This window comes from Salipiger mucosus DSM 16094, from assembly GCF_000442255.1.
In the GTDB taxonomy this organism is placed as follows: Bacteria; Pseudomonadota; Alphaproteobacteria; order Rhodobacterales; family Rhodobacteraceae; genus Salipiger; species Salipiger mucosus.
On record NZ_KE557275.1, the window covers coordinates 350620 to 363823 of the forward strand.

At 67.4% G+C, this 13204-nt stretch carries 13 protein-coding genes; 7 read left to right on the forward strand and 6 right to left on the reverse strand.

Annotated features, from left to right (window positions below):
• Positions 1 to 24: 24 nt before the first annotated feature.
• The gene (locus tag SALMUC_RS11070; protein WP_020039517.1) at positions 25 to 1548 is read right to left on the reverse strand and encodes a PAS-domain containing protein; all 1524 of its coding nucleotides are present in this window, start codon (positions 1546 to 1548) and stop codon (positions 25 to 27) included.
• A 125-nt stretch (positions 1549 to 1673) separates the two neighbouring features.
• Entirely contained in the window at positions 1674 to 3068 is a 1395-nt protein-coding gene (regB, locus tag SALMUC_RS11075) for a sensor histidine kinase RegB (protein WP_020039518.1), read from the reverse strand.
• A gap of 98 nt (positions 3069 to 3166) precedes the next feature.
• On the opposite strand from regB, the gene SALMUC_RS11080 reads away from it, so the two are divergent.
• The gene (locus SALMUC_RS11080) at positions 3167 to 3790 is read left to right on the forward strand and encodes an SCO family protein (protein WP_020039519.1); all 624 of its coding nucleotides are present in this window, start codon (positions 3167 to 3169) and stop codon (positions 3788 to 3790) included.
• 128 nt (positions 3791 to 3918) lie between these two features.
• Positions 3919 to 4458: an ActR/PrrA/RegA family redox response regulator transcription factor gene (locus SALMUC_RS11085; RefSeq protein WP_198014569.1), complete on the forward strand. Its 540-nt coding sequence runs from the start codon at positions 3919 to 3921 to the stop codon at positions 4456 to 4458.
• A 6-nt stretch (positions 4459 to 4464) separates the two neighbouring features.
• Here the strand turns inward: SALMUC_RS11085 and SALMUC_RS11090 are convergent, their stop codons facing one another.
• Both SALMUC_RS11090 and SALMUC_RS11095 read right to left on the reverse strand, forming a co-directional pair.
• A complete protein-coding gene (locus SALMUC_RS11090) occupies positions 4465 to 4953 on the reverse strand; it encodes a GNAT family N-acetyltransferase (protein WP_020039521.1) in 489 nt (162 codons plus the stop codon).
• Positions 4950 to 5555: an HD domain-containing protein gene (locus SALMUC_RS11095; protein ID WP_020039522.1), complete on the reverse strand. Its 606-nt coding sequence runs from the start codon at positions 5553 to 5555 to the stop codon at positions 4950 to 4952. The genes SALMUC_RS11090 and SALMUC_RS11095 overlap by 4 nt, the downstream gene beginning before the upstream one ends.
• A 239-nt stretch (positions 5556 to 5794) precedes the next feature.
• Here SALMUC_RS11095 and ahcY point away from each other — a divergent pair, with 239 nt between their 5' ends.
• From ahcY to SALMUC_RS11120, 5 genes are all read left to right on the forward strand, one after another.
• Positions 5795 to 7195: an adenosylhomocysteinase gene (ahcY, locus tag SALMUC_RS11100; RefSeq protein WP_020039523.1), complete on the forward strand. Its 1401-nt coding sequence runs from the start codon at positions 5795 to 5797 to the stop codon at positions 7193 to 7195.
• 203 nt (positions 7196 to 7398) lie between these two features.
• Entirely contained in the window at positions 7399 to 8142 is a 744-nt protein-coding gene (gene minC / locus SALMUC_RS11105) for a septum site-determining protein MinC (protein ID WP_020039524.1), read from the forward strand.
• 27 nt (positions 8143 to 8169) lie between these two features.
• The gene (minD, locus tag SALMUC_RS11110) at positions 8170 to 8988 is read left to right on the forward strand and encodes a septum site-determining protein MinD (protein WP_020039525.1); all 819 of its coding nucleotides are present in this window, start codon (positions 8170 to 8172) and stop codon (positions 8986 to 8988) included.
• Entirely contained in the window at positions 8985 to 9263 is a 279-nt protein-coding gene (gene minE / locus SALMUC_RS11115) for a cell division topological specificity factor MinE (protein ID WP_020039526.1), read from the forward strand. Before minD ends, minE begins: the two co-directional genes overlap by 4 nt.
• Positions 9264 to 9432: 169 nt before the next feature.
• Complete coding sequence (locus SALMUC_RS11120) at positions 9433 to 10335, forward strand: hypothetical protein (RefSeq protein WP_021120242.1); 903 nt, start codon at positions 9433 to 9435, stop codon at positions 10333 to 10335.
• Between the two features lie 97 nt (positions 10336 to 10432).
• Here SALMUC_RS11120 and nadE read toward each other — a convergent pair whose 3' ends face one another.
• A complete protein-coding gene (gene nadE / locus SALMUC_RS11125) occupies positions 10433 to 11473 on the reverse strand; it encodes an NAD(+) synthase (protein ID WP_020039528.1) in 1041 nt (346 codons plus the stop codon).
• A 173-nt stretch (positions 11474 to 11646) separates the two neighbouring features.
• Positions 11647 to 13188: an alanine/glycine:cation symporter family protein gene (locus SALMUC_RS11130; protein WP_020039529.1), complete on the reverse strand. Its 1542-nt coding sequence runs from the start codon at positions 13186 to 13188 to the stop codon at positions 11647 to 11649.
• Positions 13189 to 13204: the final 16 nt, after the last annotated feature.

Below are 13204 nucleotides of genomic sequence, written 5' to 3' on the forward strand. Positions count from 1 at the left end.
GCCGCGCCGCGAGGCAAGCATCCATCAGATCCGCGCGTGCCGGACCTCGGTCACCGGGACCGGCAGGCCCGGCTGGCGCGAGAATCGCACCAGCGTCGCGCCGCCGGTGATGGGCTCGATCCGGCAGATCACGGTCTCGCCGCCGTGCGTCTCGAGTGTCGCGTCCCAGGAGGCGCGGTCGCGCAGGGTCAGCACGAACTCGCGCAGGTCGGGCCAGATCGGCGAGGGCTTGCAGGCCGCCTTCCATTCGAGCGACGCCTCGGCGATGGTGATGTCGGTGACCGCGCTTTCGGGATCGCTCTCCCACATCTCGCGGTAGGCCTCGTTGCAGAAGGTCAGCACGCCGGTCTGCGAAAAGAGCGCGACAGCGTCGTCGATGCAGTCGAGCACCGCCTGCGTGACCTCGATCTCCTGCCGGAAATGGCGGGTGAGGGCGATCTCGGCGCTGATGTCCTCGAACAGGAAGGCGATCCCGCCGTCGGGATGGGGCCGCCCGGTGACGCGGTAGGTCAGCCCCGAGGGCAGGTTCCAGGTCTCGGTATAGAGGTCGCTGCTGGCGGCGGCGATGAGCTCGGACAGCTTCTCGCGCCAGTTGGCGTAGTTCTTGGGTTCCGGCATCTGGCGCTGTTCGCGCATCATGTCGAAGAAGCTGAGCAGGTTGGGCCGTCCGCTGAGGAATTCCGCCGTGAGCTGCGTGAGATCGACCAGTGCCGGATTGAACAGCACGAGGCGGAGGTCCTTGTCGAAGATGGCCAGCCCGATGGGCAGGTGCGCGAAGATGCGGGTCAGGGTCTGCAGGAAGTTGCGCTGCGAATTCTCGGAGTCGACGACCGCGTCGATGTCCAGCGCGAAGTGCATCAGCCCGCCCGGAACGCGGTGGGAATGAACCTCGAACCACATCCGCTGCGGGGCGTCCCGGTCACCGAGGCTGACGCGCGCGACCTGCGGCTCGTTGCCATCGGCCGGGATAATCTCGAAGGGCGACGCGGCGTCCTCGGCGGCGGTGCCGAGCTGCTGGCAGATGTCGTCGTAGGCTGGGTTGCGCCAGACGACGCGGCCCGCCTCGTCGGTCTGCCAGATCGGGCAGGGCGCATGGGCCATGGCAAGCTTCAGGCGGTCGAACTCCGCGCGATCGGCGCGCATGCGCAGCCACTCGCCGGGGCAGATGCGCCGCGTCTCGACCTCCAGCCGCAGGGCAGGGCCATCAGGCTGCATCCGCATCTGGATGTCGCGATCTCCGCTCGCGGACAGGGTGGCGCGGCGTGTCGGCGGCCGGTCCGGCAGCGGGCCGAATATGGGAGCCAGCGCATTGCGCACGTCGGTCCAGTCGAGCGTTTCGCCCTCGGCGCTGTCCAGCAGCCGCCGGGCCGAGCGCGTGGCATCGCGCACTTTTCCGTCCTCGACGAGGAGGGTGGTCCGCTCTTCGGAGGGGGTGGCATGGCCGTGCCGCAGACGGTCGCGGCCCTCGCTTCGGAAGACCAGCCATGCCCCGAGAATGGAGGCCAGTCCCGCCCCCGCACCGATACTTACTGCAACGATCACGTCCACCTTGTGCTCACCGCAAACCTACTCGTCAGCCGTCTAACGTCGGTATGTGGTAATGGTTAATCATCCGTTAACCTCGCGGCGCACGGGCGGAAGATCCCACGTCCGCACGATGCGCGTATTGCGGGTCAGATCTCGATGGGGCGGTTCTCGCCCAGACCCTGACCCGCGGGCTCCGGGTCCGGCGCGATTTCGTGCCTTGGCCAGGCGACCTCGACGATGGCGCCGCGCGGGGTGCCGCGCCGGGTATCCTCGAAGGGGTCCGCGCCGTTGGCGAAGCTCAGCTCGGCGCCGGTGCGTTCCAGCAGTGTCTTGGCGATGAAGAGCCCGAGCCCCATGCCCTCGTAGCCGGGGCGTGCCCCGCGCTCGCCCTCGCCGCGCCGCCGGCGCACGAAGGGGTCGCCGATGCGGCCGATCAGGTGCGGCGGAAAGCCCTGGCCGTCGTCGATGATGCGGATCGAGACCGTCCCGTCGCTCCAGGTCGCCTCGATCCAGACGGCGCTGCGGGCGAAATCGACAGCGTTCTGGATCAGGTTGCGCAGCCCGTGGATGACCTCGGGACGGCGCAGGATCTGCGGCTGCGCGCCGTCGTCTTCGGGCGGCAGAGTCTGCTCGATGTGGATCTGCTTGCCGCGGTTCTCGTGCGGCTCGGCCGCCTCGCGGATGACCTCTGTGAGCGGCGCGCGCCGCATGTGCAGGTCGTCCTTGCCGGCGCGGCCCATCGACCGGAGGATGTCGCGGCAGCGGTCGGCCTGCGCGCGGATCAGCATCGCGTCCTCGCGCAGCTCGGGGCGGTCGTCGAGTTCCTCGGCCAGCTCCGCCGAGGTGAGCTTGATCGTCGCGAGCGGTGTGCCCAGTTCGTGCGCCGCCGCGGCCACCACGCCGCCCAGGTCGTTGAGCTTCTGCGCACGCGCCAGCGCCATCTGCGTCGCGGCCAGCGCGTCGGACATGGCGTTCATCTCGCGCGTGATGCGGCGGGAATAGACGGACTGGAACAGCAGCGCGATGGTGATCGCGGTCCACTGCCCGAAGACGAAGATATCGGGCACGCGCAGCAGCACCCCGTCCTGCGTGCGCAGCGGCAGGTGAAAGACCACCATCATCGTGATGAGCGCGAAGGCGGTGATGTTGAGGATGACGGTCGAGCGCAGCGAAAGCGCCGCCGCCGAGATCGTCACCGGGGCAAGGACCAGCAGCGAGAAGGGATTGTGCAGCCCGCCGGTCAGGAACAGCAGGAAGCACAGCTGCAGCAGGTCGAACATGACCATGAGGAAGTTCTCGGCTTCCGAGAGGCGCTTGTTCTCGGGAAAGACGAACATGGCCACGAGGTTGCCGATGACCGCGACCCCGACGGCGAGGTAGCAGAGCCCCAGCTCGAGCTGCAGATCGTAGAGCGTGCGGGCCACGACGATGGCGGTGATCTGCCCGGTGATGGCGAACCATCGCAGCAGGATCATCGTGCGCAACCGGATGAAGTTGCTGCGCTGGTGTTCCCCCAGCAGTCCCAGATCGGCCTGGCTCATCTGCGCGCTTTCGTCACTTGATCCGCTCGGGGCAATTGTTAGGTATACGGCGCGTCGCGCGCAAACCCTGTGCGCTCCCTTGATCCCGGAGATTCCTCATGCGCTGGTTCGCAGCCCTCGCCGCCGCCCTCGTCCTTGTCGTGCTGGCCGGCGGTGCCTGGTTTCTCTGGCGCCCTGCGGGGAACTCGGCGGATCGCTTCGATCCCTGCCGCGCCACCGCCATTGCCGGCGGGTCCGATCAGATCGGCGGGCCCTTCGAACTCGTGAACGCGCAGGGCGAGACGGTCACGGACGAAGAGGTGATCACCAAGCCAACGCTGATGTACTTCGGCTACACCTTCTGCCCGGACGTCTGCCCGCTGGACACCGTGCGCAACGCCGACGCGGTCGACCTGCTGCAGGATCGCGGCCACGACGCGCAGACGGTCTTCGTCTCGATCGACCCGGAGCGCGACACACCCGAGGTGGTGGGCGACTTCGCGGACAACATCAGCGAGGACATGATCGGGCTGACCGGCTCGCCCGAGCAGATCAAGGCCGCGAGCCAGGCCTACCGGACCTACTACAAGAAGAACGACACCGGCGACGAATACTACCTCATGGACCATTCGACCTTCACCTACCTGGTCGTGCCCGGGGAGGGATTCCTCGACTACCTGCGCCGCGACCTGTCGGCTGAAGAGGCGGCCGACCGTGCTGCCTGCTTCCTCGACCGTCTGTGATCGACCCGACGCCGCGTCGGAATCGACGTCGGCGTGAACTCGCCTAGTTTGACCGCATGCAAGGGGCAGGATATGACCCTTGCCACGCGGCAAACCGGATTGGGAGATTGCGGGTGGCGGACCAGACCATGGATGAGCTCGGCGACGACCGGACGTTGTTGCTGGTGGATGACGACGAGCCGTTCCTGCGTCGCCTCGCCAAGGCGATGGAAAAGCGCGGCTTCGAGGTCGAGACCGCCGACTCGGTCGCCGGCGGCACCGCCGTCGCAACGGCCCGCCCGCCCGCCTTCGCGGTGATCGACCTGCGGCTCGAGGATGGCAACGGTCTCGACGTGGTCGAGGTCTTGCGCGAGAAACGTCCCGACAGCCGGATCGTGGTGCTGACGGGCTACGGCGCCATCGCCACGGCCGTCGCGGCGGTCAAGATCGGCGCAACCGACTACCTGTCGAAGCCGGCCGATGCCACCGACATCATCAACGCGCTGTTGTCGCGCGGCGACGACCTGCCGCCGCCGCCGGAGAACCCCATGAGCGCCGACCGGGTGCGCTGGGAGCACATCCAGCGCGTCTACGAGCTGTGTGACCGCAACGTCTCGGAAACGGCGCGGCGGCTCAACATGCACCGGCGCACGCTGCAGCGCATCCTCGCGAAACGCAGCCCGCGCTGAGCGCGGTCACAGGTCGTAGCGCTTGAGCACCTTGTCCACGACCATGCCGTCGGCCATCATGTAGCCGTCGATGCGGCCGTAATCCTCGAAGCCCCGGCTCTGGTAGTAGGCCAGCCCGCCGGCGTTGTCGGCGCGGATCTCGGCATTGATCCAGGCATAGCCGGCGGCGCGCGCGGCCTCCTTCGTCGCCTCGAAGAGTTTCGACCCGATGCCCAGCCCGGTGCGGCCGCGCCGGGCGAAGGTCGCGATCTGGCCCACGGTCTCGCCGTGCTCGCGGTGCGGCTCGATCCATTGGAAGCCCAGGATCTCGCCCGCCGCATCCTCGGCCACGTGCCAGATCGAGCGCGGATCGGCCTCCATCCAGCCCAGAAGCGTCTCCCGCGCGACCGGTTCGGTCAGAGCGGTGGTGCCGCCCTCGGCGATGATCTCGTTCAGCAGCTCGGCCATGGGACGGGCGTCGAGCGGGCCTGCGCGGCGGGTCAGGATCTCGGTCATGGCAATTGCTCCAGCAGCTCGGTGTGGCGCGCGGTGAAGGCGCGGCGCACCTCGACCGGGGGGCGCAGGTGGATGTCGAGGCCCTCGGTCAGCTCGGGCGCGGGGCGGCCGAAAAAGCGCGTGGCCTCGGTCTCGGTGAAGCCGGCGATCTGCGTCGCCTCCATCCAGGCGCTGACCGAGTCGGCGCGCTTGATGCGTTTCTTCAGCGTGGGCGGTGTCAGCGCGGGCAGGCCGAAGCGGATGTGGATCGCCGCCGAGAGCCGCTTGTCGAGCTCGCCGTATTCCGGTCCGACGGCGGCCTTCACCGGCGAGATCATGTCGCCGATGACGTATTCCGGCGCGTCGTGCAGCAGCGCCGTGAGCCGGTCGGCCGCGCCGGCCCGCGGCCACATGCGCGAAAACAGCGCCTCGACCAGCAGCGAGTGCTCGGCCACCGAGTAGGGATAATCGCCTCGCGTCTGCCCGTTCCAGCGTGCGACGAAGGCGAGGCCGTGGGCGATGTCCTCGATCTCGATGTCGACCGGCGTCGGGTCGAGCAGGTCGAGCCGGCGGCCCGAGAGCATCCTTTGCCAGGCGCGGGGCTTTTTGCGGGAAGACGGCATGCGGGCTCCGTGGTGCGACGGCGCAATGAGCTAGCGGGCGCAGGCGCAGCTGTAAAGCCGTCCCGGCGGAGCCATGCCCGGGGCCGACCGTGACGCAGGGTCAATGGACCGCCCCCTTTCGCGCCGTTTCCCCGGAGCGAACTGCCTGTTCCCACGGCAGGCCGCGATGCGCGTTGCCTGACAAATCGGCTGGTGGTATCTGCGCACCAACGTTTCCAACAGGACTGGAGCACTGCAGCATGGCAGAGGACTACATCGTCAAGGACATCGCGCTGGCCGGATTCGGGCGCAAGGAGCTGGACATCGCCGAGACCGAGATGCCGGGCCTGATGGCCTGCCGGGCGGAATTCGGCGAGGAAAAGCCCCTCAAGGGCGCCAGGATCGCCGGCTCGTTGCACATGACGATCCAGACCGCCTGCCTGATCGAGACCCTCGTGGCGCTGGGCGCCGAGGTGCGCTGGGCGTCCTGCAACATCTTCTCGACGCAGGACCACGCTGCGGCCGTGATCGCCGAGGGCGGCACGCCGGTCTTCGCCGTGAAGGGCGAGACGCTCGAGGAATACTGGGACTACTGCGACCGGATCTTCCAGTTCGGCGGCGAGGACGGCACCGCCAACATGATCCTCGACGACGGCGGCGATGCCACGCTCTACATCCTGCTGGGCGCACGCGTCGAGGCCGGCGAGACCGACCTCATCGAGGTGCCCACGAGCGAAGAGGAGACCTGTCTCTTCGCCCAGATCAAGAAGCGCCTCGCCGCGAGCCCCGGCTGGTTCACCAAGCAGCGCGACGCGATCAAGGGCGTTTCCGAGGAGACCACGACGGGCGTGCATCGCCTGTACGAGCTGCAGAAGAAGGGTCTGCTGCCCTTCCCGGCGATCAACGTGAACGACAGCGTCACGAAGTCGAAGTTCGACAACAAGTACGGCTGCAAGGAATCGCTCGTCGACGGCATCCGCCGCGCGACCGACACCATGATGGCCGGCAAGGTCGCCGTGGTCTGCGGCTACGGTGACGTGGGCAAGGGTTCGGCCGCCTCGCTGGCCGGCGCCGGCGCGCGCGTGAAGGTCACCGAGAGCGACCCGATCTGCGCCCTGCAGGCGGCGATGGACGGCTTCGAGGTCGTGACCCTCGAGGACGTGATCGACCAGGCCGACATCTTCATCACCACGACCGGCAACAAGGACGTGATCCGCATCGACCACATGCGCGCGATGAAGGACATGGCGATCGTCGGCAACATCGGCCACTTCGACAACGAGATTCAGGTCGCGGCGCTGAAGAACCACAAGTGGACCAACATCAAGGACCAAGTGGACATGATCGAGATGCCCTCGGGCTCGCGCATCATCCTGCTGTCCGAAGGCCGCCTGCTGAACCTCGGCAACGCCACCGGCCACCCGTCCTTCGTGATGTCCGCCTCCTTCACCAACCAGGTGCTGGCGCAGATCGAGTTGTGGAAGAACGGCGGCGAGTACGAGAACCAGGTCTACATCCTGCCCAAGCACCTCGACGAGAAGGTCGCGCGCCTGCACCTCGAGCGCATCGGCGTGAGGCTGACCCAGCTTTCGCCCGAGCAGGCCGCCTACATCGGCGTCTCGCCCGAGGGCCCGTTCAAGCCGGAACACTACCGCTACTGAGGCATCCTCGCGCCTGTACATTCCGAAGCCGGCCCCGCGGGGCCGGCTTTTTCCTTTGTGGCCGGTCGTCGTCGGCAGAGTTGCGCCTGTGCCGGGCCCGGTGTCGCATAACGGTGGCGTAGCCCGCTCTTGACGGCTAGGAGGGGGAAACAACAAGGCGGGACCGAATCGCGCCGAAACCGAGCAGAGGCAGAGACTCCGACGTGCAAGCCAATGTCGCGAGCGGCCGGGGCGACTCCGTCGTTTCGACCGTCAAACCCATCCAGTTCCGCGGGCGGTTCCTGACCGCAGTCGCGGTCCGCGTCTCCGGCCCCCCGGACGACGATTTCGTCGAATTCCTCGATTTCCGTCTCGACCAGACGCCGAATTTCTTCGTCGATGCGCCGGTGGTGCTCGACCTCGCGCTGGCCGAGGACCGCGTCGGTCCCGACGACGTGCGGCGGCTGATCGAGACGCTGCGCGCGCGCAAGCTGGCCGTCTTCGGAGTGCAGGGCGCGAGCGAGGCGCAGCGCATCCAGGCCGAGGCGATGGGCCTCATCACCGTGACCGGCGGGCGCGACGCGCCGCTGCGCAGCACCGAGCGGCAGACCCGTTCCGCCGCGCCGGCCAAGGCGCCCGTGCTCAAGAACCGGATCATCACGCGGCCGGTGCGCTCGGGGCAGATGGTGGTGGCCGAGGACGGCGACCTGACCGTGATCGGGCCCGTCAGCTCGGGCGCCGAACTGGTCGCGCGCGGTAGCATCCACGTCTATGGCCGGCTGCGCGGCCGCGCCATGGCGGGCGCGCACGGCGACGAGACCGCCCGGATCTTCTGCCAGAACCTTGACGCCGAGCTCTTGGCGGTCGCGGGGCTCTACCGCACCAGCGAGAACCTCGGCGATGCGCATCGTAACCAGCCCGTGCAGGTGTTTCTCGAGGACGAGCGGCTGCGTGTCGAACCGCTCTGATCCGCGACCGAACCAAAGGAGCCGTAAGTGAGCAAAGTCATCGTCGTCACGTCCGGGAAGGGCGGGGTGGGCAAGACCACCTCGGCCGCCGCCATAAGTGCCGGACTTGCCAAGCAGGGTCACAAGACCGTCGTCATCGATTTCGACGTGGGCCTGCGAAACCTCGACATGATCATGGGGTGCGAGCGCCGCGTGGTCTTCGATTTCATCAACGTGATCCAGGGCGACGCCAAGTTGAAGCAGGCGCTCATCAAGGATCGTCGGCTCGAGAACCTGTCGGTTCTGCCGACCTCGCAGACGCGCGACAAGGACGCGCTGACCCGCGAGGGCGTGGGCAAGGTGCTGGACGAGCTGCGCGAGGAGTTCGACTACATCGTCTGCGACAGCCCCGCCGGGATCGAGCGCGGCGCGCAGCTGGCGATGTACTATGCCGACGAGGCGGTGCTGGTGACCAATCCCGAGGTCTCCTCGGTGCGTGACAGCGACCGCATGCTGGGCCTGCTGAACAGCAAGACCCGCCGCGCCGAGGAAGACGGCGCCGAGCCGATCAACGCGCACCTCCTGCTGACGCGCTTCGACCCCAAGCGCAGCGGCGACGGCGAGATGATGACCGTCGAGGACGTGCTCGAGATCCTCGCGATCCCGCTGCTGGGCGTGATCCCCGAAAGCCCTGCGGTGCTGCGCGCCTCGAACGAGGGCGTGCCGGTGGTCATGGGCGACAAGTCGCGCGCGGCGACCGCCTACGAGGAAGCCGTGGCACGGCTGACCGGCGAGCAGATCGAGATCAGGATCGAAGGCGAGGATCGTCCGGGCTTCTTCCAGCGGATCTTCGGACGCACGGCATGAGCATGTTCGGTTTCAACTTCAGATCCCGCAAGGCGAAGTCGGCCCAGACTGCCAAGGACCGGCTGCAGATCCTGCTGGCGCACGAGCGCGGCACGGAGGGGTCCGGGTCGGGGCCGGACTACCTGCCGCTGCTGCAGCGCGACATCCTCGCCGCAATCAAGAAGCACGTCCATGTCGAGGGCGACGCCGTCGACATCCGCATGGAGCGCGAGGACGACATCTCGAGCATCGAGATCAACATAGACCTGCTCAAGCAGGCCGCGCGCGCGGATTGAAAGCGACATCCCGCCGGTCACTGCGCCGGCGGGAACCGGCTTGGTGCATATGCGGAATCTGGCGGTGGCCTGCCGGATTCCCCCGATCGGGCCCCTCGCCGGAACGACGGGGCCCGCAATCCTCTTATCCGGGTATCGAACGACCGATAACCATCCGATGGAGGATCAGATGAAACTGAGCAAACTCACGACCGGCGCGGCCCTGGCAGCACTTCTTGCAGGCGGCGCGCTCGCGCAGGACAGCAGCGGCACCGCGAACGAGTCCGGGACGTCGGGCATGGCGGCGGAGACCGTGCCCGAGGGCGACGAGATGGCATCGGGCAACAGCGCGCCCGCAGTCTTCACCAGCATCGAGGAAATGACCGTCGGCGACGTGCTCGACATGACCGCCTTCGACCCGGAGGGCAACAAGATCGCCGAGGTCGACTACGTGGTGATGAACGAGGGCGTGCCCTCGGCCGTGCTGGGCATCGGCGGCTTCCTTGGCCTTGGCGAATACACCGTGGCGCTGCCGCTTTCGGATTTCGACCTGAACGACGAGGGCAACGCCCTGGTGCTCCCCTCCGACAAGGAGACGCTGAAGGAGCAGCAGGAATTCGATGAATCCGGCGTCGAGAGCATCGACGAGGAGGTCACCGTCGCCCAGCTGATGGAAGAAGCCGGCGGGTCGGACAGTGAGTCTGATGCCGGGTCGGACGATGCGCAGGCATCGGGTGATGCGGCATCCTCGGGCGGCGAGTCCGGTTCCGGCGATGCAGCCGAGAGCGGCGACGAGATGGATGCCGAGTCCAGCGGCTCCGAGGCTGGCGGCGAGGCCGAGGCCGAAGGCGACGCCGAGATGACCACCGAGGGTGACGCCGAAGCAACGACCGAAGGCGACGCGGACGCGAGCGCCCAAGGTGACGCCGAAATGACGACCGAGGGCGATGCCGAGGCGACGACCGAGGGCGACACCGAAGCAGGCGCCGAGGCGGATGCCGAGGGCGATGCCGAAATGTCGACGGAAGGTGACGCCGAAGGCGACGCCGAGATGACCACGGAAGGCGAAGCCGAAACCGAGGAATCGCAGTAACCTGCGCGCTTCCCTCGGGAGCTTTACAACAGGGGCGCGGCCGGCAGGTCGCGCCCCTTTCCATGCGCCGGAGGCATGATCCAGTCCCGGCGAACGACTAGCCGGCGACTTCGGCGTCCGGAGCGGGGCCCGGGCTGCCTTCGCCCTCGTTGCGCCTGAGCGGAGAGCCGTGGCGACCGCTGACGGGTGGCGCCTCGTGGTACGAGGTCCGTTTCCATGCGGAATGACGGCGCAGGGCGAGGATGTCGTCGATCTCGTCGGGGGAGAGGCCCTCTGCCACCAGTCCCTCGCGCCCAAGGCCGCGGTCCATCCCGTCCATTACCCGGTCGACGATGGCATAGTCGTGCCCGATTCCGAACTCGTCGGTCACGCCCTTGGCCATGTCGGGCGACGGGACCTGCCCGCGGATCTCCTCGGGCAGGTCGAGGGCCTCGGCCAGTTGCCGGACCTGGGTCTTGAAGAGGCCGGACAGGGGCTGCACGGGCAGATCGTCGATGCCGTACTTGACGAACCATCCGACTTCGAATTCCGAGAGGTTCGCGGCGCCGATCAGGCTGAGATTGCGCCACGACGCCTCGTTCTCGAGGTGCGTGCGGCGAAACACGTGGCGCGCGCGGAAGCCGGCATCGAGCCTGGCGATCGTCATCCGGAACATCAGGCGCTTCCACCAGGGGTGCAGGGGCTTCCCGCCGCCGTCCTTCAGCGAGGAGAGGAACGGGTTCTCGCCGCACACCGCGCGATAGATCGAGACGCTGAGCCGCGCGACCACGGACGATATCTCGAGCGCCTTCAGGAAGAGCGGCGCGTAGACGCCGCGCGCGCGCATCTCGGCGGTGATATCGCGCACCTTCAGCTCCGTCCCGAGCCAGTCAGCCATGATCTTCGCCCGTCTCACGGTGTCGGGAGAGCTGACGCGGTCCGGCAGGGTGACGAGGTAGACGGACCCGGGTCCGACCGCGCGGACCGCCAGCGTTGCGAGCACCGAGCTGTCGAGCCCGCCGCTCATCCCCATGAGGACCCCGTGGGTGGCGTCCCGGGTCACGATGCCCGAGATGTAGTTGCATATTTCGCGGATCGCCGCGTCGGTATCGATGCGCAGATCGAGCCCGTCGCGGGGAGGGGAAGCTGGTGCGATCACCGCCGGTCATCCTTGCTGAAGGACGCTCGGGACGTCCTGCCGGCGAGGGTAGCGCAGCGGCGCTCCGGGCTCATTGACGGGGCTCAACGGAGCCGGGCGCAAGCCGCATGGTCCGACGCAAAAGGGGCGCGACCATTTGGCCGCGCCCCTTCGGTGTCGGTGCAGAACGCTCGTCAGCTCTTGAAGCGCTTGATCTCACCCGACCTCAGCCGCGAGACGTAGCTCTCGAGTTCGCGCTTCACGATCGGCATGAGGAAGTAGAGCGCGATCACGTTGACCACCGCCATCGAGAACAGCATCGCGTCCGAGAAGTCGATGACCGGGCCAAGGTTGGCCGAGGCGCCGATGATGATGAAGAGGCAGAAGATCACCTTGAACGTGGTCTCCTTGGCCGCACCCTCGCCCAGAAGATAGGTCCAGGCCTTCAGGCCGTAGTAGCTCCACGAGATCATCGTCGAGAAGGCGAAGAGCACCACCGCGATGGCCAGCATCGCCGGGAACCACGAGAAGGCCCGCGCATAGGCGGCGGAGGTCAGTTCCACGCCCGCGACCTCGCCCTCGGTCGAGATGCGGCCCGCCTCGGAGTTCCAGACGTAGAGGCCGGTCTCGGGGTCGATGTTCAGCACCCCGGTGATGACGATGACCAGCGCGGTCATGGTGCAGATCACGACGGTGTCGATGAAGGGTTCGAGCAGGGCGACGTAGCCCTCGGTCACCGGCTCCTTGGTGCGCACCGCGCTGTGCGCGATGGCGGCCGAGCCGATGCCCGCCTCGTTCGAGAAGGCCGCGCGCCGGAAGCCCTGGATCAGCGCCCCTGTGAAGCCGCCGAGCACGCCCAGCCCGGTAAAGGCGCCCATGAAGATCTGGCCGAAGGCCCAGCCGATCATGTCGAAGTTCATCAGCAGGATGATGACCGAGACGATCACGTAGAAGATGCCCATGAAGGGCACGACCTTTTCGGTCACCTGGGCGATGGACTTGATGCCGCCCACGATCACGATGAAGGTCACCCCGGCGAGAAGCAGGCCGGTGATCCAGCCCGGGTATTCGCCCAGCACGCCGGACAGCTGCGCATGCGCCTGGTTGGCCTGGAACATGTTGCCGCCGCCGAGGGCGCCGAGGATGGTGAAGATGCAAAACAGGATCGCGAAGATCTTGCCGCCGGGCAGGCCGCGTTCGCTGAAACCCTTGGTCATGTAGTACATCGGGCCGCCCGAGACGCGGCCGTCGGGATACTCGTTGCGGTATTTGACGCCGAGCGTGCACTCGGTGAACTTGGTCGCCATCCCGAAGAGGCCGGCGACGATCATCCAGAAGGTCGCGCCCGGTCCGCCGATGCCCACGGCCACCGCGACGCCCGCGATGTTGCCGAGGCCGACCGTGCCGGATAGCGCGGTTGCCAGCGCCTGGAAGTGGCTGACCTCGCCCGCGTCGTCGGGGTCGGAGTAGTCACCCTTCACCAGTGCGATGGAATGCGTGAAGCCGCGCAGCTGGATGGCCCCGAAGTAGAAGGTGAAGACCAGCGCGGCGACCACGAGCCAAAGCGCGATCCACGAGAAGTTGGTGCCGGGAAGGTCGGCGAAGATCAGCGAGACATACCAGCCGGTGTAGTCGGCGAAGATGGTGTTGATGGTCTCGTCGATGCCCTGTGCGGCGGCCTGCACCGGCAGGAGCGCGGCAAGTGGCGCCGCGAGGTAGGCTTTGCGATATGACATGGAAACAGGCTCCTTG

Coding starts and splice junctions, on each gene's coding strand:
- SALMUC_RS11090 (WP_020039521.1), bottom strand. CDS start 4,953: ATGACCGAGATCCTGACCCGCCGCGCAGGCCCGCTCGACGCCCGTCCC.
- SALMUC_RS11085 (WP_198014569.1), top strand. CDS start 3,919: ATGGATGAGCTCGGCGACGACCGGACGTTGTTGCTGGTGGATGACGAC.
- SALMUC_RS11095 (WP_020039522.1), bottom strand. CDS start 5,555: ATGCCGTCTTCCCGCAAAAAGCCCCGCGCCTGGCAAAGGATGCTCTCG.
- SALMUC_RS11120 (WP_021120242.1), top strand. CDS start 9,433: ATGAAACTGAGCAAACTCACGACCGGCGCGGCCCTGGCAGCACTTCTT.
- ahcY (WP_020039523.1), top strand. CDS start 5,795: ATGGCAGAGGACTACATCGTCAAGGACATCGCGCTGGCCGGATTCGGG.
- minE (WP_020039526.1), top strand. CDS start 8,985: ATGAGCATGTTCGGTTTCAACTTCAGATCCCGCAAGGCGAAGTCGGCC.
- SALMUC_RS11080 (WP_020039519.1), top strand. CDS start 3,167: ATGCGCTGGTTCGCAGCCCTCGCCGCCGCCCTCGTCCTTGTCGTGCTG.
- regB (WP_020039518.1), bottom strand. CDS start 3,068: ATGAGCCAGGCCGATCTGGGACTGCTGGGGGAACACCAGCGCAGCAAC.
- SALMUC_RS11130 (WP_020039529.1), bottom strand. CDS start 13,188: ATGTCATATCGCAAAGCCTACCTCGCGGCGCCACTTGCCGCGCTCCTG.